At 72.8% G+C, this 19,966-nt stretch carries 17 protein-coding genes; 13 read left to right on the forward strand and 4 right to left on the reverse strand.

The genetic code is table 11. The features are described from left to right. Positions 1-241 precede the first annotated feature (241 nt). The 7 genes from GA0070609_RS32355 to GA0070609_RS32385 all read left to right on the forward strand — a co-directional run bounded on the left by GA0070609_RS32355 (position 242) and on the right by GA0070609_RS32385 (position 9,117). Positions 242-1,441, forward strand: a complete 1,200-nt coding sequence (locus GA0070609_RS32355; protein WP_088998099.1) for a PP2C family protein-serine/threonine phosphatase — start codon at positions 242-244, stop codon at positions 1,439-1,441. After that, positions 1,438-3,195, forward strand: a complete 1,758-nt coding sequence (locus tag GA0070609_RS32360) for a sensor histidine kinase (protein WP_088997294.1) — start codon at positions 1,438-1,440, stop codon at positions 3,193-3,195. The genes GA0070609_RS32355 and GA0070609_RS32360 overlap by 4 nt, the downstream gene beginning before the upstream one ends. Beyond that, a complete protein-coding gene (locus GA0070609_RS32365) occupies positions 3,192-3,644 on the forward strand; it encodes a response regulator (protein ID WP_088997295.1) in 453 nt (150 codons plus the stop codon). Before GA0070609_RS32360 ends, GA0070609_RS32365 begins: the two co-directional genes overlap by 4 nt. After that, positions 3,637-4,446 carry an inositol monophosphatase family protein gene (locus tag GA0070609_RS32370; RefSeq protein WP_088997296.1) on the forward strand — a complete coding sequence of 270 codons (810 nt, stop codon included), beginning with the start codon at positions 3,637-3,639 and terminating at the stop codon, positions 4,444-4,446. The genes GA0070609_RS32365 and GA0070609_RS32370 overlap by 8 nt, the downstream gene beginning before the upstream one ends. Before the next feature lie 359 nt (positions 4,447-4,805). Beyond that, positions 4,806-5,810 (forward strand): coiled-coil domain-containing protein, encoded by a 1,005-nt coding sequence (locus GA0070609_RS32375; RefSeq protein WP_172899571.1) that lies wholly within the window; start codon positions 4,806-4,808, stop codon positions 5,808-5,810. A 36-nt stretch (positions 5,811-5,846) separates the two neighbouring features. Further along, positions 5,847-7,400, forward strand: a complete 1,554-nt coding sequence (locus GA0070609_RS32380) for a fused MFS/spermidine synthase (protein ID WP_088997298.1) — start codon at positions 5,847-5,849, stop codon at positions 7,398-7,400. Positions 7,401-7,470: 70 nt separating this feature from the next. Beyond that, the gene (locus GA0070609_RS32385; protein ID WP_088997299.1) at positions 7,471-9,117 is read left to right on the forward strand and encodes a serine/threonine-protein kinase; all 1,647 of its coding nucleotides are present in this window, start codon (positions 7,471-7,473) and stop codon (positions 9,115-9,117) included. A 139-nt stretch (positions 9,118-9,256) separates the two neighbouring features. Here GA0070609_RS32385 and GA0070609_RS32390 read toward each other — a convergent pair whose 3' ends face one another. After that, positions 9,257-9,889, reverse strand: a complete 633-nt coding sequence (locus tag GA0070609_RS32390) for a potassium channel family protein (RefSeq protein WP_088998100.1) — start codon at positions 9,887-9,889, stop codon at positions 9,257-9,259. A 25-nt stretch (positions 9,890-9,914) separates the two neighbouring features. Beyond that, positions 9,915-11,249: a TrkH family potassium uptake protein gene (locus GA0070609_RS32395; RefSeq protein ID WP_088997300.1), complete on the reverse strand. Its 1,335-nt coding sequence runs from the start codon at positions 11,247-11,249 to the stop codon at positions 9,915-9,917. A gap of 144 nt (positions 11,250-11,393) precedes the next feature. Here GA0070609_RS32395 and GA0070609_RS32400 point away from each other — a divergent pair, with 144 nt between their 5' ends. Beyond that, the gene (locus GA0070609_RS32400) at positions 11,394-12,536 is read left to right on the forward strand and encodes a glycerophosphodiester phosphodiesterase (RefSeq protein WP_088997301.1); all 1,143 of its coding nucleotides are present in this window, start codon (positions 11,394-11,396) and stop codon (positions 12,534-12,536) included. Positions 12,537-12,641: 105 nt separating this feature from the next. Here GA0070609_RS32400 and GA0070609_RS32405 read toward each other — a convergent pair whose 3' ends face one another. Beyond that, the gene (locus GA0070609_RS32405; RefSeq protein WP_088997302.1) at positions 12,642-13,565 is read right to left on the reverse strand and encodes an RNA polymerase sigma-70 factor; all 924 of its coding nucleotides are present in this window, start codon (positions 13,563-13,565) and stop codon (positions 12,642-12,644) included. Positions 13,566-13,638: 73 nt separating this feature from the next. Beyond that, complete coding sequence (locus tag GA0070609_RS32410) at positions 13,639-14,394, reverse strand: SDR family oxidoreductase (protein ID WP_088997303.1); 756 nt, start codon at positions 14,392-14,394, stop codon at positions 13,639-13,641. Between the two features lie 739 nt (positions 14,395-15,133). Between GA0070609_RS32410 and GA0070609_RS32415 the strand changes: the two genes are divergently transcribed. The 5 genes from GA0070609_RS32415 to GA0070609_RS32435 are packed head-to-tail and all read left to right on the forward strand — an operon-like array spanning position 15,134 to position 19,858. After that, on the forward strand, positions 15,134-16,339 hold the full coding sequence (locus GA0070609_RS32415; protein WP_088997304.1) for a substrate-binding domain-containing protein: 1,206 nt from the start codon (positions 15,134-15,136) through the stop codon (positions 16,337-16,339). A gap of 3 nt (positions 16,340-16,342) precedes the next feature. After that, positions 16,343-17,086, forward strand: coding sequence for an ABC transporter ATP-binding protein (locus GA0070609_RS32420; protein ID WP_088997305.1), 744 nt, complete (start codon positions 16,343-16,345; stop codon positions 17,084-17,086). After that, a complete protein-coding gene (locus GA0070609_RS32425) occupies positions 17,086-17,853 on the forward strand; it encodes an ABC transporter ATP-binding protein (RefSeq protein WP_172899447.1) in 768 nt (255 codons plus the stop codon). Before GA0070609_RS32420 ends, GA0070609_RS32425 begins: the two co-directional genes overlap by 1 nt. After that, the gene (locus tag GA0070609_RS32430) at positions 17,853-18,743 is read left to right on the forward strand and encodes a branched-chain amino acid ABC transporter permease (protein ID WP_088997306.1); all 891 of its coding nucleotides are present in this window, start codon (positions 17,853-17,855) and stop codon (positions 18,741-18,743) included. Before GA0070609_RS32425 ends, GA0070609_RS32430 begins: the two co-directional genes overlap by 1 nt. Then, the gene (locus GA0070609_RS32435) at positions 18,740-19,858 is read left to right on the forward strand and encodes a branched-chain amino acid ABC transporter permease (RefSeq protein ID WP_088997307.1); all 1,119 of its coding nucleotides are present in this window, start codon (positions 18,740-18,742) and stop codon (positions 19,856-19,858) included. Before GA0070609_RS32430 ends, GA0070609_RS32435 begins: the two co-directional genes overlap by 4 nt. The last annotated feature ends 108 nt before the right edge of the window (positions 19,859-19,966 follow it).

The following is a 19,966-nucleotide window of genomic DNA, read 5'->3' on the forward strand; positions in this document are numbered from 1 at the left end:
ATCCTGCACCGCCGTGGCCGCCGGTGACACTGGCCGATCCGGCGTAGATCCGGTTTGTCCGGCAACGGGTAGTGATCCGTCCCATCCCGCCCCGCGCCGGGTCCGTCGTGTTGTGTGCGACCGTTGTCTAATACAGGATCAGCAGGGCACTCGGAAGGAGCCCGACATCACCAGCGAACTCCCGCGTCTCGCGGCGGTGACCCGGCCGTACCGGGGGACCGGTCTGGCCGGTTCCCCCGTCGTGCCGTACCCGCACGGCGGCCTGGGACGGCACCCCAACCTGCCGCCCGGCGAGCGGCTGCGGGTGCTGCTGGTCGAGGACGACGAGGGGGACGCCTTCCTGGTCGGCGAGCTGCTCGCCGAGACCAACTCGATGATCGACCTGCTCGTCGCGACCAGCCTGAGCGAGGCCCGGCAGCGGGTGATGGGCGTGGACTGCGTCCTGCTCGACCTCGGCCTGCCCGACGCGCAGGGGCTGGACGGGCTGCGGGCGGTGCTGGAGATGGCCAGCGGCGCCGCGGTCTGCGTGCTGACCGGCCGCTCGGACGAGCACCTGGGCATCGTCGCGGTCGCCGAGGGGGCGCAGGACTACCTGGTCAAGGGCCAGGTCGACGGGGTGCTGCTGACCCGGGCGCTGCGCTACGCGGTGGAGCGCAAGCGGGCCGACGAGAACGCCCGCAGGCTGCGCGAGGTGGAGCTGCGTCAGGCCGAGTCGGCCCGCCTGGAGCGCGGCCTGCTGCCCCAGCCGCTGATGACCACCGACCAGGTCGCGGTGCACGCCTTCTACCGGCCGGGCCGGCACGCCGCGCTGATCGGTGGCGACTTCTACGACGTGGTGCAGACCCGTCCCGACCGGCTCGACCTGATCGTCGGTGACGTCTGCGGGCACGGCGCCGACGAGGCGGCGCTCGGCGTCGAACTGCGGGTGGCCTGGCGGGCGCTGATCCTCGCCGGGGTGCCCGACGACGAGGTGCTGCCGGCGCTGGAGCAGGTGCTGATGAGCGAGCGCCGGCTGCAGGAGATCTTCGCGACCGTGGCCACCGCCCGGCTGGACCTGGACGCCAACCGGGCCACCGTGCGGTTGGCCGGCCACCCGCCGCCGCTGCTGCTCTCCCGCGGCCGGGTCGCGCCGGTTCCCGCCCCCGGCGGTCTGCTGCTGGGCGTACGACCGCGCCGGCCGGTCGCCTACGACCTGGAGTTCGAGGCCGATGACTGGTCCCTGTTGATGTACACCGACGGCCTGATCGAGGGCCGGATCGGCGAGGGCGACGAGCGCCTCGACGTGCCCGGCCTGAACGACCTGATCGCGGAACCGGCCAGCCGGCAGGTGCCGCTGCCCGAGCTGCCCGCCTGGCTGGTCGGGCGGGCCGAGCAGCTCAACGGCGGCCCGCTCGCCGACGACGTCGCCATGCTGCTGCTCAGCCGGGGTGGTGGCCGGTGACCGCACAGACCTCCGGCTGGACCCTGCGCCAGCGGGTAGTGACGCTGCTCGCCGTGGTCGGCCTGCTGCTGGTCGGCCTGGCCGTGGCCGAGGCGTTCGTGGCCACCCAGAACCGGGCCAAGACCGACGCCGTGCTGAACAAGACCGCTCCGCTGCGGGTGCAGGCGCAGGAGCTGCTCAACGCGCTGTTGGACCAGGAAACCGCGGTCCGCGGCTTCGCGGTCAGCGGCGACCGGGCCGACCTGGCCCCGTACGACGACGGGCTGCGGCTGGAACGGGACCGGGTCGCCTCGATGCAGCAGCTGCTGGACGACTACCCGGAGATCCGGGAGGAGCTGCGACAGGTCGAGAGCCAGGCCGAGCAGTGGCGGCAGTCGGTCGCCCTGCCGGTGATCGCGACGACCGAGCAGGAGGGCACGGCCGCCGGCCAGGCACTGGTCACCGACCAGGCCCGTCAGCAGTTCGACCAGGTGCGGGACGCCGTCAACGCGCTCCAGGACGAGATCGTCTCCGCCCGGGAGAAGGGCGCTCGGGACGTGCAGCGGACCGGCAACCTGCTGGTCGTCCTGCTGATCGTCGCCGCGCTGGTGGTGGTGGTCACCGGCGCCGTGCTGCTGCTCTCGCTGGACCGGATGGTGGTCCGCCCGCTGACCGCGCTCGCCGACCAGGTGCGCGAGGTGGCCGAGGGCGACTACCAGCACAGCATCACCGGCGCCGGGCCGCCGGAATTCCGCCGCCTCGCCGACGACGTGGACGCGATGCGGCGGAAGATCGCCAAGGACCTGGCCGAGGTACGCGAGGCCCGGGAACGCATCGAGTGGGTCAACAGCCAGCTGCAGAAGCAGGCCGAGGAGCTGACCCGGTCCAACCGCGACCTGGAGCAGTTCGCGTACGTGGCCTCGCACGACCTGCAGGAGCCGCTGCGCAAGGTGGCCAGCTTCTGCCAGTTGCTCCAGCGCCGCTACGCCGGGCAGCTCGACGAGCGGGCCGACCAGTACATCGCCTTCGCCGTCGACGGCGCGCAACGGATGCAGCGCCTGATCAACGACCTGCTGGCCTTCTCCCGGATCGGCCGGCTCACCGCTGGCTTCACCGAGGTCGACCTGAACAAGGTGATGGGCGACGTGGCCGGGCAGACCGAGGCCGCCCGCCAGTACGCCGACGCCGAGCTGACCTGGTCCGAGCTGCCGGTGATCCGCGGCGAGGAGCCGCTGCTGACCAACCTGCTGGCCAACCTGGTCAGCAACTCGATCAAGTTCCGCCGTCCCGACGTCCGGCCGCGGGTGCACGTGTCGGCCCGCCTGGTCGGCGACGAGTGGGAGATCACCTGCCAGGACAACGGCATCGGCATCGAGCCGGAGTTCGCCGACAAGATCTTCGTCATCTTCCAGCGGCTGCACGCCAAGGACGCGTACCCGGGCACCGGGATCGGCCTGGCGATCGTCAAGAAGATCGTCGAGTACCACGGCGGCCGGGTCTGGGTGGACACCGACGTGCCCGAGGGGACGGCGATCCGGTTCACCCTCCCCGCGCTGCCGGAGGACGTCGCGGCGGCGACCGCGGCCACCGAGGACGCCGGGACGGGCGACGACGCGGCGGTGGGCGCGGAGGGGCCGGCGGGCGAGCCGGCGGCGCCGGCCGGTGACGCGACGCCCGACCAGGCCGGACGGGCCGAGGAAGCGCAGCCGGCGGACGGCCCCCGGGTCGCGCCGGACGAGGGTAGAACGGGTGGCATGAAGGAGACCGTGGGATGACCGCGCCGGCAGACGGCAAGAGCCCGATCGAGGTCCTGCTCGTCGAGGACGACCCGGGTGACGTGTTGATGACCCAGGAGGCGTTCGAGGAGCACAAGCTCCGCAACCGGCTGACCGTCGTCTCCGACGGCGCCGAGGCGCTGGCCTACCTGCGCCGGGAGGGCCGGTACGCGGACGCGGTCACCCCTGACCTGGTCCTGCTCGACCTGAACCTGCCCAAGCGGGACGGTCGGGAGGTGCTCGAGGAGATCAAGAAGGACGAGCAGCTCTGCCGGATCCCGGTGGTGGTGCTGACCACCTCGCAGGCCGACGAGGACATCCTGCGCAGCTACCAGCTGCACGCGAACGCGTACGTCACCAAGCCGGTGGACTTCGAGCGGTTCATCTCGGTGGTCCGGCAGATCGACGAGTTCTTCGTCAGCGTGGTGAAGCTGCCGCCGCGTGGTTGACACCCTGCTCGACGACGTCGGTGGGCTGCTGCGCGAGACCGCCGACCAGGTCGTGCTGCCGCTGTTCCGCAAGCTGGACGACGCCGACGTCGCCGAGAAGGCGCCCGGCGAGATCGTCACCGTCGCCGACCGGCGGGCCGAGGAGATGATCTCGGCAACCCTGCGCCGGCTGCGGCCCGGCTCGGTGGTGGTCGGCGAGGAGGCGGTGGCCGACGATCCGGGCCTGCTGCGTCACCTGCGCGGATCCGGCGACGTGTGGCTGGTCGACCCGGTCGACGGCACCTCGAACTTCGCCGCCGGCCGGCGGCCGTTCGCGCTGATGGTGTCCCTGCTGACGGACGGCGAGCCGGCCGCCGCGTGGGTGCTCGACCCGCTCGCCGACACGCTGGCCAGCGCCCGGACGGGGGAGGGCGCCTGGCTGAACGGGCAGCCGGTGCGGACCACGCGCTCGGCGCCGCCGGTCGGCGAACTGCGCGGCGCGGCGATGACCCGCTTCCTGCCGCCGGCGTCCCGGGCCACCGTCGACGCCGGCGCCGCCCGTTTCGGAGAGCTGCTGCCCGGCCAGCACTGCGCCGGGCGGGAGTACCTCGACGTCCTCCTCGGCGACCAGCAGTTCGTGCTCTTCTGGCGGACCCTGCCGTGGGACCACGGGCCGGGCACCCTGCTGGTCGGGGCGGCGGGCGGGGTGGCCCGACGCTTCGACGGCACCGACTACCACCCGGCCGACGAGGGCCACGGCCTGCTCGTCGCCGCCAACGAGGAGATCTGGACCGAGGTCCGCGACGCCCTCCTCACCCCCTGACCCGCCACCCGCCGCTCAGGGTCCGCGCACGTTCACCGAAAGAGTGGCCTCCCCGCGTCGGGAGGCCACTCTTTCCGTGCCCGAGCCCGGTCGGAACGGGAGCGGCGAGCGTGGTCGGAACGAGGGCGGCGAGCGTGGTCGGAACGGGGGTGGCGAGCGCGGTGGGTGAGGGGGTGGGTACGGGGAGTCGATGATGCGGGCGGCGGGCGCGCGGGGGGCTGGTCCGGGCTCGATGGTCCGGTATCCTGACCGCCGGTCTCCGCCAGCAGGCCGCCGACCGGCGCCGGCGGTGACCGCCGCCAGGCAGCGGTACCACGGGGGCCGGCGGCTGACGGAAGGATGCTTTCGTGCCCAGGACCATGCCCGCCGGGCGTCGTGGCCGCCGCCCGCTGATCGCTCTGCTCGCCGCCGTCGCGCTGCTGTTCGGCCTGGGGGCGGTGCCCGCGTACGCGGAGCCGAACGAGGGTGGCACCAAGAAGCTCCGGGACGCCCTGGAGGCGACCGCGAAGGCGCACCTCGAGGCCAAGGCGAAGCTGGACAACTCCAAGCGCCGGCAGAAGGCGCTGGTGGGGGAGCTGACCGGGCTGGAGCTCCGGCTGGGTGAGCTGACCGAGCAGGTCGCCGAGGTGGCCGCGCAGTCCTACCGGGTGGGGCGGCTCACCCCGGCGTCGATGCTGCTCAACAGCGCCTCACCGGTGGCGTTCCTGGAGCGCGCGGCGAACCTGGACCTGATGGCGCAGCGGGACGGCAAGCGGCTGCGCGAGCTGGCCGAGGCGCGCCAGCAGGCGCAGGAGGCGAAGATCGCCCTCGACACCGAGGTCCGGGAGCAGCAGAAGCAGCTCGCCGTGATGGCGAAGAAGAAGAAGGAGGCCGAGGCCGCGCTCGCCGCGGTCAGCGGTGGCGGCAGCGGCGGCTTCAGCGGGGCCAGCTCGACCTCGGCCAAGCCGGCGCCCCGCAACCCGGACGGGTCCTGGCCGTCGGAGTCCTGCTCGGTGAACGACCCGACCACCTCCGGGTGCATCACGCCGCGCACCCTCAACGCCCTCCAGCAGACCAAGGCGGCCGGCTACAAGCGCTACGTCTCCTGCTACCGCAGCGGTGGCTCCGGCGAGCATCCGAAGGGCCGGGCCTGCGACTTCTCCGCCGCGGCGGGCGGGTTCGAGGACCGGACCGCGACCGGCGGTGACAAGGCGTACGGGGACAGCCTGGCCGCCTGGCACGTGCGCAACGCCAGCCGGCTCGGCGTGCTGTACGTGATCTGGTACCGGCAGATTTGGCATCCGGGCACCGGCTGGCGCTCGTACAGCGGTGGCGGCAGCCCGGCCGCCGACCATACGAACCATGTTCATCTCTCGATGTACTGACCCGGAGCGCCAGGTTCGCTGCGTACCATCGCGACGGTGAACTCCCCATCGCCCGATGTCGCGGTACCGCCCGCGCAGCCCGAGCCGGCCACCGGCCGGGCCCTGCCCGGAGGCCTCGCCGCGTTCCTGGTCTTCTTCTCCAGCGGCGCCGTCCTGGTGCTGGAGACGGTCGCGCTGCGCCTGGTCGGTCCGTACGTCGGAGTGACCCTCCAGGTGACCAGTTCGGTGATCGGCATCGCGCTGGCCGCCATCGCGTACGGGGCGTGGTCCGGCGGCTGGCTGGCCGACCGGCGGGACCCGCGTACCCTGCTGGCCCCGGCGCTGGTGCTGGCCGGCATCGCCACCGCGGTGACCCTGCCGGTGGTCCGGTACGCCGGTGAGGTGCTGCGCGGCGGCGCCGCGACCGCCATCCTGCTGCTGGTCGCGCTCGCCGTCTTCGTACCGGCGGCGCTGCTCGCCGCGGTCACCCCGCTGGTGGTCAAGCTGCAACTGGCCGACCTGCGCCGGACCGGTCAGGTGGTCGGCCGGCTCTCCGGCATCGGCACGCTGGGCGGCATCACGGCCACCCTGGGCACCGGCTTCGTGCTGGTCGCCGCCCTGCCCAGCACGGTCATCCTGTTCACCCTGGCCGCCGCGCTCGGGATCACCGGGATCTCCCTCGGGGTGTGGCTGCGCCGCCGGGACCGCGCCGGCACGCCCGGCCCGGCCCGGGCCAAGGCCGCGCTGGCCGTCCTCGGCCTGGTCGGGGCGGGGCTGACAACGGTCGCCCCGAACCCGTGCGACATCGAGACGGCGTACCACTGCGCCCGGGTCGAGGCCGACCCGGACCGGGACAGCGGCCGGACCCTGCTGCTCAACTCGGCCCAGCACTCCTACGTGGACCTCGCCGACCCGACCCACCTGGAGTACGCGTACACCCAGTGGATCGGGGCGGTGGCCGATGTGGTGGCGCCGCCGGGACGGCGGCTGGACGCGCTGCACCTGGGCGGCGGCGGGTTCACCGTGCCGGGCTACCTGACCGCCACCCGGCCGGGCACCGACAACGTGGTCTTCGAGATCGACGGCGGGCTGGTCGAGCTGGGCGAGCGCGAGCTGGGCGTACGCCAGGGGCCGGCGCTGCGGGCGGTGGTGGGTGACGCCCGGATGCTGGTGGCCGGCGAGCCGGGCGACAGCCGCGACCTGGTGGTCGGCGACGCCTTCGGGCACCTGGTGGTGCCCTGGCACCTGGCCACCCGGGAGATGGCCGCGGAGATCCGCCGGGTGACCCGGCCGGGCGGCGTCTACGTGCAGAACGTCATCGACTACCCGCCGCTGCGCTTCATCCGCAGCGAACTGGCCACCGTCGCCGCCGAGTTCCGGCACGTCGCGCTGATCGCCCCGCCGGCCGCCCTCGCCGGCGAGCAGGGGTCCAACTTCCTCATCGTCGCCTCCGACGCCCCGCTGCCGCTGGACGCGGTGCGGGCCCGGCTGGACACCCTCGACGAGGCGACCACCCTGCTGTCCGGCGCGGAGCTGAGCGGGTTCGTCGGCGACGCGCTGGTGCTCACCGACGACTACGCCCCGGTGGACCAACTGCTGGCTACCGCCTGAACGGGTGACTTCCTGACCGATTCCGACCGTGGAGGTGTAGTCCGGGCCCGCCGGGGCAACAACGCTGACCATGGGTGGAGGGGTCCAGAACGGCGCGCAACTGCTCGGTGATCGCTACCGGCTGATCGAGCAGCTCGGCGCGGGTGGCATGTCCGTGGTCTGGCGCGGCTACGACGAGGTGCTCGGCCGGCAGGTGGCGGTCAAGGTGCTCGCCTCCCGGCTCGCCAGCGACCGGGCCTTCCGGCACCGGATCCGGATCGAGGCGCAGGCCGCCGCGCGGCTCTGCCACCCCAACATCACCAACGTGTACGACTACGGCGAGTCCGAGCAGGTCGGGCTGACCGTGCCGTACGTGGTGATGGAGCTGATCGACGGGGAGTCGCTGAGCGGCCGGTTGCGCCGCGGCGGGCAGCTGCCCTGGCGGGAGGCGGTGACGATCGGGGCGGAGGTCGCCTCGGCGCTGGCCACCGCGCACGCCCGCGGGGTGGTGCACCGCGACGTGACCCCGGGCAACGTGATGCTGACTCCCACCGGGGTGAAGGTGGTCGACTTCGGCATCTCGGCGCTGGTCGGGGAGAGCGAGAAGGGGCCGGACGGCGCGCTGCTCGGCACGCCCGCGTACCTGGCGCCGGAGCGGCTGGACAACGGCCAGGTCTCGCCGGCCACCGACGTGTATGCGGTCGGCCTGCTGCTCTACCGGATGCTCACCGGCCGGCTGCCCTGGCAGGCCAGCACCACCACCGAGATGCTGCGCGCGCACATGTACAACGATCCGGAGCCGATGCCGCCGGTGCCGGGGCTGGCCGACGAGGTGGCCGACCTGGTGCGCCGCTGCCTGGCCAAGCGACCCGCGGACCGGCCGGCCACCGCCGAGGTGGCCGCCACCCTCGCCGAGGCGGCCGGCATGCTGCCGGTGGTGCCGGTCTCCCCGGCCTCCGCACCGGCCGACGCGGCCACGCTGGCCAGCGCCGGCACCACCATCCTGCCCTGGTCGGCGGCGACGGACGCGCTGCCGTTCTCGCGTACCCGCAACCGCCGGGCGGTGGCCCGCCGCCGGAAGGTGGAGGCCGGGGTGGCCGCCGCGGGGCTGATCGCGGTGACCGCGTCGCTGTGGGGGCTGACCTCGCGCAGCCCGGCCAGCGGCGGCGTCGACGAGCCCACGCCCGCCCGGATGGGGGTGGAGAAGGCCGCTCCCTGCCGGGTGGCGTACGCGCTGCGCACCGACACCGGCAAGGACTTCACCGCCGAGCTGACCCTCACCAACACCGGCGACCGGGAGCTGCGGGACTGGACGATGAGCTTCACCTTCCCGGGGAAGCAGACGGTGACGAAGGCGGCGCCCGCGCCGGTGGACCAGCAGGGCAGCACGGTGACCGTACGGCCGGTGCCGGGGCGGCCTGCGCTGGCGCCCGGCGCGGCCGAGAAGCTCACCCTGACCGGCCGGCACACCGGCGTGAACCCGCTGCCGGTGGAGTTCCGCCTGGGCGACGAGACCTGCGGGGTGCAGGTGTCCGGCGTGGCCGGCGCGGCACCCAGCACGGCGCCCAAGCCCCCGGCGACCAAGGCCCCGCCGAAGAAGAAGGCCACCACCAAGGCGGGCGGCAGCACGGCGAAGTCCGACAACTCCGGCAAGGGCAAGGGGAACGGTGGTGGAAAAAAAGCCGAGGGAAGGGAGGGAAGGGACGGGGACGATGACGACGACCGCGACGACGACTGATCGCGTCGCCGCCTGATGGCGGGCTGCCGGAGGCCGTGCTGACGGCGGGCCGGTGGTCGCTGTGCTGAGTGACGGCCGGTGGTCGCTGTGCTGAGTGACGGCCGGCGGTCGCCGTGCTGACTGACGGCTCGGCGGGCGGTCAGGTCAGCGCGGCGAAGCGCTGCACCTCCTCGATGCTCCCCTCGACGATCAGCGTGCTGCCCGGCAGGACCAGGGTGTCGTCCGTGGCGTAGCGGAAGCGTTCGCCCGGCAGCTGCACGCCGACCACCCGTACGCCGTGCCGCTCGGCCGGCCGGACCTCGGCCAGTGACCGGCCGGTGAGGCTCTGCGGGGTGCGTACCTTGGCGATGGCGAAGTCCGCGCCGAACTCGATGAAGTCGAGCATCTTGCTGACGATCAGGTGAGCCACCCGTTCCCCGGTCTCCGCCTCCGGGAAGATCACGTGGTGCGCTCCCACCGAGGCGAGGATCTTGGCGTGCTTGGTCGAGGTGGCCCGGGCCCAGACCTGCGGCCCGCCGAGCTCGACCAGGGCCAGCACGGCGAGCACACTGGCCTCGACCGAGGCGCCGATGGCGACCACCGCGCTCTGGAAGTCGGACGCGCCGAGCTGACGCAGCGCGTCCTCCTCGGTGGCGTCGGCCTGCACCACCCGGTCGAGCTGGTCGGACCAGCGCTGCACGAGTTCGGGGTTGCGGTCGACGGCCAGCACCTCGTGGCCGAGATGGGTCAGCGACTCGGCCAGGTAGCCGCCGAACCGGCCCAGCCCGATCACCAGGATGCCGCCGTCGTTGGTGCTGTCAGCCGACAATGGGTTGCTCCTCGGGATAGCGGTAGAGCCGTCGCCGGGTGTTCAGGGCGATCGCCGACCCGAGGGTGAGCGGCCCGACGCGGCCGATGTACATCAGGGCGATGAGGGCGAGCTGCCCGCTCTCCGGCAGCATGGGGGCGACGCCGACGGAGAGCCCGGTGGTGCTGAACGCCGAGGTCACCTCGAACAGCGCGGCGTAGAAGGGCACCCCCTCCGTCATCACGATCAGTCCCACCGTGCCGGCCACCACCAGCGCGACGCTGATCAGTGCCACGGTGATCGCCTGCCGTTGGCTGGCGGTGGCCACCCGGCGATGCCCGATCGTCACGTCCGGCTCGCCGCGCAGCTCGGCCCAGATGACGAACGCGAGCAGGAAGAACGTGGCCACCTTGATCCCGCCGGCGGTGCTGGCGCTGCCACCACCGATGAACATCAGCGCGACCAAGGTGGGGTACGTCTCCTCGCCGAGGCTGGTGGTGTCGAGCACGTTGAACCCGCCGGTGCGGATGAAGGCGTCCTGGGTGAACGCCGCGAGCAGCTTGTCCGGCCAGCCGAGCTGGCCGAGGGTGCGCGGGTTGCCCCACTCCACCACGAGCAGGGCGAGGAAGCCGACCAGGAGCAGCACCAGGCTGCCCCAGACGGTCAGCTTGGTGCCGACCGCCCAGCGGGCCGGCTGGCGCCACTCCCGGACCGCCTCGAACAGCGCCGGGAAGCCGAGCCCGCCGATGATCGCGCCGATGGCCAGCGGCAGGGTGACCCAGGCGTCGGTGGAGAAGCCGACCAGGTTGTCGGTGTAGAGCGCGAAGCCGCCGTTGTTGAAGCCCTGCACGGCGTGGAAGACGCCGTGCCAGAGCGCCCGGCCCAGCGGGTAGTCGTAGCTGACGGCCAGCCGGACCGTGAGGATCGCCGCGATCACCGCCTCGCAGATCAGCGAGGTGGCGGCGATGCGCATGAGCAGCCGGCGTACGTCGCCGAACCCGAACTCCTGGGTCTCGGCCTGCACCAGCAGCCGGTTGCGCAGCCCGAGGCGCCGGGCCACCACCAGGATCACCAGGGTCGCTCCGGTGACGATGCCGATCCCGCCGACCTGGGTGAGCACGGTGATCATCGCGAGGCCGAACTCGTTCCAGTAGTTCGGGGTGTCGACCACCGCCATGCCGGTCACCGACACCGCCGAGGTCGCGGTGAACAGCGCGGTGACGAACGGGGTGTACCGGTGCTCACTGGTCGCCCAGGGCAGCATCAGCAGGGCGGTGCCGAGCAGGATCGTCGCCAGGAAGCCGAACGGCACCAGCCGTACGGGGTGACGAAAGAACCGGCGCACCAGACAATCTTCCTGTTCCACCCGGATCGGGGTGGAGAAACCGGTATCCCGGGAGGGTTCACCTGTCGGCCAGTCGTCGACCAACTGCCGGACAACCCTGACCGGTCTGCTGTGGGCGTTCCTCGACGACGACAGGAGACCGCGTTGCGACGTACCCTTTCCGCCCTCGGCCTGGCCGGAGCCGTGCTCGCGGCCGTGGTGGCCGTGCCGATCATGGACGCGTCGGCCAGCCCGGCGGCCGGTCCGGCGGCCGGTCCGGTGGCCGGAGCCGAGCGGGCCGGCAACCGCCCGTTGGTGGTCGCCCACCGCGGCGCCAGCGGCTACCGGCCCGAGCACACCCTGGCGGCGTACCGGCTGGCCATCCGGCAGGGCGCGGACTTCATCGAGCCGGACCTGGTCTCCACCTCGGACGGCGTGCTGGTCGCCCGGCACGAGAACGAGATCTCCGGCACCACCGACGTGGCCACCCGTGCCGAGTTCGCCGCCCGCCGGACCACGAAGACCATCGACGGCACCCGGGTGACCGGCTGGTTCACCGAGGACTTCACGCTCGCCGAGCTGAAGACGCTGCGGGCCAAGGAGCGGCTGCCGCAGGTGCGGGTGACCGGCACCGCCTTCGACGGCCGGTTCGAGGTGCCCACGCTCCAGGAGGTCATCGACCTCGCCCGGGCCGAGGGGCGGGCGCGGGGCCGCACCATCGGCGTCTACCCGGAGACCAAGCACCCGACCTACTTCGCCTCGATCGGGCTGCCGCTGGAGGAGCCGCTGGTGAAGGTGCTGCGGGCGAACCAGCTGACCCGGAAGAACTCGCCGGTGATCGTGCAGTCCTTCGAGACGGCGAACCTGCGCAAGCTGGACCGGATGATCGACGTCCGGCTCGCCCAGTTGCTCGACGCCACCGGGCGCCCGTACGACTTCACCGTCGCCGGCGACGCCCGCACCTACCAGGACCTGGCGAAGCCGGCCGGCCTGGCGTGGATCGCCCGGTACGCCGACGGCGTCGGGGCGAACAAGAACCTGATCGTCCCGCGGGACGCCGCCGGGAACCTGCTCGCCCCGACCACCCTGGTCCGCGACGCGCACCGGGAGCGGCTGGTGGTGCACGCCTGGACGTTCCGCGCCGAGAACCAGTTCCTGCCGGCCAACCTCCGGATCGGCACCGACCCGAACGCCCGCGGCGACATCCAGGCCGAGTACGAACTCTTCTTCGGCCTGGGCCTGGACGGGGTCTTCGCCGACCACCCGGACACCGCCGTCGCGGCCCGCGCCGGCCTCGCCCAGCGCTGACCCGTCCGCACCGCCGGCCCGTCACCTCGCTCAGGTGGCGGGCCGGCGCTGAGGTGGCGGGCCGGCGCTGAGGTGGCGGGCCGGCGCTCAGGTGGCGCGCCGTGCTCAGCCGGCCGCGAACTGCCGCAGCTTGTCCGGGTTGACCACGATGAGCAGCAGCTCGATCCGCCCCTCCGGGGCGCTCGGGGTGACCACCGCCTGCGGCGTGCCGTCGGCGTCGGCCACCAGCAGCGCCGGTTCGCCGTTCGCCTCGACGATCCGGAAGGTCGAGGTACGCCAGTACTTGCGCCAGACGTTGTCCAGCAGGTTCGTGACCCGGGCGGGCCCGTGGACGTCCTTGCGTGCGGCGGCCACCCGGCCGCCACCGTCGGAGCGGGCGACCACGTCCTCGGCGAGGAGCTGTTCCAACCGGGCCAGGTTCCCGTCCCGGGCCGCCGCGACGAACGTCTCGACCAGCCGCCGCCGCTCACCGCGGGACGCGGGGGAGGACCGTTGCGAGGCCAGGTGCCGCCGAGCCCGGCTGAGCAGTTGCCGGGCGTTCGCCTCGGTGGTGTCGAGGACCTCGGCGATCTGTCGGTGCGAGTAGTCGAACGCCTCCCGCAGCACGTACGCGGCCCGCTCGGTCGGGGTGAGCCGCTCCAGCAGCAGCAGGACGGCGGCGTCCAGCGCCTCGGCCCGTTCGGCGCCGAGGGTCGGGTCCGTGCTGGTGTCCACCGGCTCCGGCAGCCACGGCCCCAGGTACCGCTCCCGGCGGGCGCGCGCCGAGCCGGCGGCGTTGACCGCCAGCCGGGTGGTGGTGGTGATCAGGAAGGCGGCCGGGTTGTGGACCTTCCGGCGGTCCGTGCCCTGCCAGCGCAGCCAGGCGTCCTGGACGACGTCCTCGGCCTCGGTGACGCTGGCCAGCATCCGGTAGGCGATGCCGAACAGGCGCGGGCGGATGGCGAGGAACTCGGTGAGATCGTCGGCCGTCACGGCCGGGCAGCCGGGTGTGGCCGGGGTGCCGTCGACGTCCGCTCGACCGCTCACCATGTGCCCAAACGTAGCGGGCGCCGCGGTGGACCGGCGGAGGAGCCCGGCCCACCGCGTGCGGGGGAGACCGGGTCTACGCCCGCTGGCCGGCCCGCTGGCGCCACTGCGCCACCGTCGTCGTGCCCTTCCGCGCGCCATCGGCGGTCACCAGGGACCGCTCATCCAGCCGGGCACCGAAGTACCGGGCCTCCGGGTCGGTGACGACCTCCTTCGACTCCCCCTGTGCGGCGAGGGTGTCCCGGCCGAGCTCGTCGAGCCGGAACTGCTCCGGTCCACCGACCTCGACCACGCCGTTCACCGGGTCGCCGAGGCTGACCTCGGCGACCGTTGCCGCGACATCGTCGGCCGCGATCGGCTGGATGAGCGCCGGCGAGAGGTGGACGATGTCCCCGTCGGCTCCGGCCGCGACGATGCCCGGGACGAACTCGATGAACTGCGTGGCCCGGACGATCGAGTACGGGATGTCGGCGGAGCTCACGAGCTTCTCCTGGGCGACCTTCGCCCGCATGTACCCGCTGTCCGGAATGCGGTCGCAGTTGACGATGGACAGCGCCACGTAGTGGGCCACGCCCGCCTCGGCCCCGGCGGCGAGCAGGGTGCGGGTGGAGGTCTGGAAGAAGTCCAGCACTGCGGAGTCCTCGAACGACGGGGAGTTGGACACGTCGACGACGACGTCCGCGCCGGCGAGCACCTCCTTGACGCCCTCACCGCTGAGGGTGTTGACGCCGGTCTTGGGCGCCGCGGCGACCGCCTCGTGGCCCTGCCCTTCCAGGATGGCCACGACCTTGCTGCCGATGAGTCCGGTGCCGCCGATGACGACGATCTTCATGATCGATCTCTTCCCTTCCTGCCGCGGCATCTCACGCCGCAGTCAAGCACCTACGACCGGCCAGGGCGGCGATTCGTGACAACCGGTCAGCCATTCGTGAGCTGGCCCATCCCCGCGGCGGTGACAGGTGCCCGAGGACGCTGTCGAGCTGCCCCACGCACACCGCCGGGGCGTCCCGCCGGGCACTCGCGAAGATCGCGCTGTTTCCTTGTTGTAGTGGCCTCGGACGCGATGGGAGGCCACTACAACAAGGATCGAGCGGGATCCTGCTGCTTCGCCTGGCCGGAACCCGGGGACGGTCAGCGGATCCGTGCTCCCTGCCCAGGGGCAGCTCGACAGGACGGTAGCGGGTCCGGACCGGGGTGACCGCAAGATCGCCCGCCGGGCACCCGAAAGTGGTGGGAAGGCTCAGCTCGCGATCGTGCGGCAGGGACAGCGCCGTCGGCCGGGTGGCGGCTCGGCACGCCCGGACGGCCGACCCCGGCGGGCGGTACGTCCCGGCGGGGCACCACGCTCGGTGGGGGTCGGTGGCGGGGTGCGACACATGCCCGGTTTCGGCCATGGCTGCCGCGCCCATCGCGGCGGCAGGCCGTCACTGCCCCAGGTCGGCGGCTGTTACGGTCGGCCACCCGACCCCTGTTACTTGTGTGTTTCGGCCACATAGCCCGTGCGTGACGTCACTTCTAGCGTGAGCCGACAAATGAGTTCCCTTCCCTCCGAGTCCTCACGTGGAGTCGCAATGACGGTCCGGACGACGCGGCGGGTGTTCCTGTCCACCGCCACGATGATGGCCGCGGCGCTCGCCGCCACGGCCTGTGGCAGCCCGCAGGACACCGCCTCCGGCGGCGGCGACAGCACCGCCCCGGTCAAGGTTGGCCTGGTCTACTCCCAGTCGGGAGCGCTGGCCAGCTACGGCAAGCAGTACATCGAGGGGTTCAAGGCCGGCCTCGACTTCGCCACCAAGGGCACCAACAAGGTCGGCGACCGGTCCATCGAGATCACCGAGGTCGACGACGCCGGCGACCCGGCGAAGGCGGTCTCCGCGGCCAAGGACCTGATCGGCAAGGGACACAAGATCATCGCCGGTTCGACCGCGTCCGGGGTGGCCCTCCAGGTCGCGCCGATCGCCGCGCAGAACAAGGTGCTGTTCATCTCCGGGCCGGCCGCGACCGACGCGGTGACCGGCGCGAACAAGTACACCTTCCGGTCCGGCCGGCAGTCGTACCAGGACGTGCTCACCGCGAAGTCGTTCATCGGCGACCCGGCCGGCAAGAAGGTCGTGGTCTTCGCCCAGGACGGCGCCTTCGGCGACGCCAACGAGGCGGCCGTGAAGACCGTCATCGGCGGTGCCGGCGCCACCGTCAGCAGCGTCCGGGCCCCGGCCAGCGCCACCGAGTTCACCCCGTTCGCCAGCCAGATCAAGGCCGCCAAGCCGGACCTGCTCTTCGTCGCCTGGGCCGGCACCACCGCCCCGGCCATGTGGCAGACCCTCGACCAGCAGGGCGTGCTCTCCTCGACCACGGTCGTCACCGGCCTGGACATCCGCGCCAGCTGGCCGACCTTCGGCGCCGCCGGCAGCAAGATCTCGTTCCTGTCGCACTACTTCGACGGGGCCAGCGACAACGAGGCAACCAAGGCCGCCAAGGCCAAGATCCCGGGCGGCACGCTCGACCTGTTCCACCCGGACGGCTTCGCCGCCGCGCAGATGGTCGTCCGCGCCGTGCAGGAGGGTGGCGACGACGTCGAGAAGATGGTCACCGCGCTGGAGGGCTGGAGCTTCGACGGCGTGAAGGGCAAGATGACCATCCGCGCCGAGGACCACGCCCTGCTCCAGCCGATGTTCCAGGCCAAGCTGACCGGCAGCGGCACCACCTTCACGGCCACCGCGCAGAAGAGCCTCACCGGCGACGAGAGCGCGCCGCCGGCCGTGGCGATGAAGGGCTGAACCATGCTCGCCACCCGCGGTCTGACCTGGCGGATCGGTGAGGTCGCCATCGTCGACAGCGTCTACCTCGACCTGGCGCCCGGGGAGTTCCTCGGCGTCATCGGGCCGAACGGCGCCGGCAAGACCTCACTGTTCAACCTGATCACCGGCCTGCGCCGGGCCACGGAAGGACGGGTCACCCTCGACGGGCAGGACATCTCGTCCCTGCCGCCGCACCGGCGGGCCCGTCTCGGACTCGGTCGTACCTTCCAGGCGTCCTCGGTCTTCGGCTCGCTCAGCGTGCGGGAGAACGTGCGGCTCGCCGTACAGGCGCACCGCGGGGGCTCGATGAAGCTGTGGCGGCGGGCGGCGGCCGACCGGGAGGTGGCCGCCGCCGCCGACGCGGCGCTGGAGCGCGTCGGCCTCGCCCACCGGGGTGCGGCGCTCGCCGGCACGCTGGCCCACGGCGAGAAGCGCAAGCTGGAGATCGCGCTGCTGCTGGCCGGCGAGCCGCGGGTGATGCTGCTCGACGAACCGATGGCCGGGGTCAGCGCCGAGGACGTGCCGGAACTGGTGACGGTGATCCGTTCGCTGACCGGCGACAGCGGCCGGTCGGTGCTGATGGTGGAGCACCACATGGACGTGATCCTGGAGCTGGCCGACCGGATCGCCGTGATGCACCACGGCGCGCTGCTGGCCTGCGACACCCCGGAGACGGTGATGGCCAACCCCACCGTGCAAGAGGCCTACCTGGGGGAGTCGCTCTGATGGAACCCGTCCTCAACGTGGAGAACCTGTCGGTCCGGATCGCCGGACTGCACATCCTGCAGGGGGTGTCGTTCACCGTCGCCCCGACCGGCGTCACCGTGCTGCTCGGCCGCAACGGGGTCGGCAAGACCACCACCCTGCGCGCCATCGTCGGCCTCACCCCGCGCGGCGGGGAGGTGCGCGGCACCGTCCGGATGGGCGCGCAGAGCCTGCTGGCCCGGCCGACCCACCGGCTGGTCCGCGGCGGGCTCGGCTACGTGCCCGAGGACCGCTGCGTCTTCGCCGGGCTCACCGTCGCGGAGAACCTGCGGCTCGCGGAACGGCGCGGCACCACCCCGGCGTACGACAAGGTGTACGCGCTCTTCCCGGAGCTGGACCGGCGCGGCCGGCAGCGTGCCGGTTCGCTCTCCGGCGGGCAGCAGCAGATGCTCGCCATCGGCCGGGTGCTGCTCAACGACAACCGGCTGCTGCTGGTCGACGAGCCGACCAAGGGGTTGGCGCCGAAGGTGGTGACCGAGGTGGCCGAGGTGCTGGAACGGGTCGCCGAGTCCGTGCCGGTGCTGCTCGTCGAGCAGAACCTGGCGGTGGTCCGGCGACTCGCCCGGGACGCGGTGGTGCTGGCCGCCGGCCAGGTGGCCTGGGCCGGGGACGCGCAGCAGTTGCTGCTGGAGACCGCGCTGACCAAGTCGCTGCTCGGCGTGGGCTCCGCGGAGGGGCACGCGTCGGCCGCGTCGGGTGGGGCGACCGGGGGGAAGGACGCGCACTGATGGACACCATCGTCCTGCTGACGCTGACCGGGCTCGGCCTGGCGGCGCTCTACTTCCTGGTCGCCTCCGGGCTCTCGCTGGTCTTCGGCCTGGCCGACGTGCTCAACTTCGCGCACGGGCTGTTCCTCGGCGTCGGCGCGTACGCCACCTGGTGGGCGGCGGGCAACCTGCCCGGCGCCGGCGGGGACGGCTTCGGCTTCCTGGTCGCGGTCGCCTTCGGGGTGGCCGCCGGCACGCTGGTGGCGGTGCTGGTCGAGCTGGTGCTGATCCGGCCGCTCTACTCCCGCACCATCGAGCAGGTGCTGGTCACCGTCGGCCTGTCGCTGGCCGGGGTGGCGCTGCTCCAGGCCACCTGGGGCGCGGACGCCCGGCCGTTCCCGCGGCCCGACTGGACCCGGCAGGTCACCGGCATCCTCGGCGCGCAGGTGCCCAACGGCGGCCTGCTGCTGATCGTCGCCGCGGTGGTGGTGCTCGGCGCGATCCTCGCCTTCCTCCGCTGGACCCGCTACGGCCTGGTGATCCGGGCCGGAGTGGAGAACCGGGAGATGGTGACCGCGCTCGGGATCGACGTGCGCAAGGCGTTCACCCTGGTCTTCGCGATCGGCGGGGCGGCCGCGGCACTGGCCGGCGCGCTCGGCGGCGTCTACTTCGGCACCGTCTCGCCGGGCCAGGGCGGCTCGCTGCTGATCTTCGCGTTCATCGTGGTGGTGATCGGCGGGATGGGCTCGGTGGTCGGGTCCGCGTACGCGGCGGTCGCGGTCGGCCTGCTGCAACAGTTCGTGAACTACTACGGCACCTCCGGGCTGGGCGACATCTGCGTGGTCGCGCTGCTGGCCGTGGTGCTGCTGCTGCGCCCGCAGGGCATCGCCGGAAAGGTGGCAACGGCATGACCGAGGTCAAGAGTCCCGAGGTACCCGCGCCGCCGGCGGCGGTGCCCGCCGAACTGACGCCGGACACCGGCCGGTGGCACCGGGTGCGCCCGTTCCTGCCGCTGGTCGCGCTGGTGGTCGCGCTGATCCTGCCGTACTCGACGGTGCACCTGCCGGGCATCTTCGAGGGCCCGCTGAACTCGCCGGGCACCCTGCAACTGCTTGCCGTGTGTCTGGTCTTCGGCGGCCTGGCGGCCGGCTACGACCTGCTCTTCGGCCGCACCGGCATGCTCTCCTTCGGGCACGCGCTCTACTTCGCCGCCGGCGTCTACGGCACCGACATCCTGGTCACCAAGGCCGGGCTGCCGCTGTGGCAGGCCGCGCTGCTGACCATCACCGGCGGCACCATCCTCGCCGCGCTGCTCGGCGCCGTCGCGCTGCGCACCGTCGGGATCGCGTTCGCCATGGTGACCCTGGCCTTCGCCCAGGTCGGCGCGATCCTGGTGGCCCGGGACTTCGGCGGGCTCACCGGCGGCGAGGAGGGGCTGCCGCTGGACGTCTCCGGCCTTCCCCCGGCGCTGGTCGGGGTCGCCAACACGGTCAACCTCTACTGGTTGGCGCTGGCGTACCTGGTCGTGGTGATCTTCGTGGTGCACCGGGTGAGCGGTTCGCCGACCGGGCGGGTGCTCGCCGGCCTGCGCGACGACGAGCGCCGGATCGGAGTGCTCGGGCTCGACCCGTACCGGTTCAAGCTGGTGGCGTTCACCCTGGCCGGCGGACTGGCGGCGGCCGGCGGCGTGGTCTACTGCCTGATCGTCGGCGGCGCGTCGCCGCACATCACCTCGTCCGAGCTGACCCTGTCGCTGCTGGTCATGGTGGTGCTCGGTGGGCCCGGCACCCGGTGGGGCCCGGTGCTCGGTGGCATCCTCTACATGTACCTGGACCACCGGCTGGTCGCCTTCGGCACCAGCGACGCGGTGGACGCCCTGCCCGCGATCCTCAGCCGTCCCCTGTCCCAGCCGCTCTTCGTCCTGGGCACCGTCTTCATCCTGGCCGTCTACTTCTTCCCCGGCGGCCTGGCCAGCCTCGCCCCCCGCCTCACCCACCTCCGCAACACCCTCCGCCCCCGCCCCTAACCCCCCGGCCCCCCGGGCCGACCCGTTGATCATGAAGTTATCGGCGCGACACGCCGATGGCGGTGACGCTAACTTCATGATCGACGGAGTCTGTTCGTGGGATTCGTG

It is taken from the genome of Micromonospora echinaurantiaca (assembly GCF_900090235.1).
Classification (GTDB): domain Bacteria; phylum Actinomycetota; class Actinomycetes; order Mycobacteriales; family Micromonosporaceae; genus Micromonospora; species Micromonospora echinaurantiaca.

Coding starts and splice junctions, on each gene's coding strand:
- GA0070609_RS32365 (WP_088997295.1), top strand. CDS start 3,192: ATGACCGCGCCGGCAGACGGCAAGAGCCCGATCGAGGTCCTGCTCGTC.
- GA0070609_RS32375 (WP_172899571.1), top strand. CDS start 4,806: ATGCCCGCCGGGCGTCGTGGCCGCCGCCCGCTGATCGCTCTGCTCGCC.
- GA0070609_RS32385 (WP_088997299.1), top strand. CDS start 7,471: ATGGGTGGAGGGGTCCAGAACGGCGCGCAACTGCTCGGTGATCGCTAC.
- GA0070609_RS32405 (WP_088997302.1), bottom strand. CDS start 13,565: ATGGTGAGCGGTCGAGCGGACGTCGACGGCACCCCGGCCACACCCGGC.
- GA0070609_RS32410 (WP_088997303.1), bottom strand. CDS start 14,394: ATGAAGATCGTCGTCATCGGCGGCACCGGACTCATCGGCAGCAAGGTC.
- GA0070609_RS32415 (WP_088997304.1), top strand. CDS start 15,134: ATGACGGTCCGGACGACGCGGCGGGTGTTCCTGTCCACCGCCACGATG.
- GA0070609_RS32420 (WP_088997305.1), top strand. CDS start 16,343: ATGCTCGCCACCCGCGGTCTGACCTGGCGGATCGGTGAGGTCGCCATC.
- GA0070609_RS32425 (WP_172899447.1), top strand. CDS start 17,086: ATGGAACCCGTCCTCAACGTGGAGAACCTGTCGGTCCGGATCGCCGGA.
- GA0070609_RS32430 (WP_088997306.1), top strand. CDS start 17,853: ATGGACACCATCGTCCTGCTGACGCTGACCGGGCTCGGCCTGGCGGCG.
- GA0070609_RS32435 (WP_088997307.1), top strand. CDS start 18,740: ATGACCGAGGTCAAGAGTCCCGAGGTACCCGCGCCGCCGGCGGCGGTG.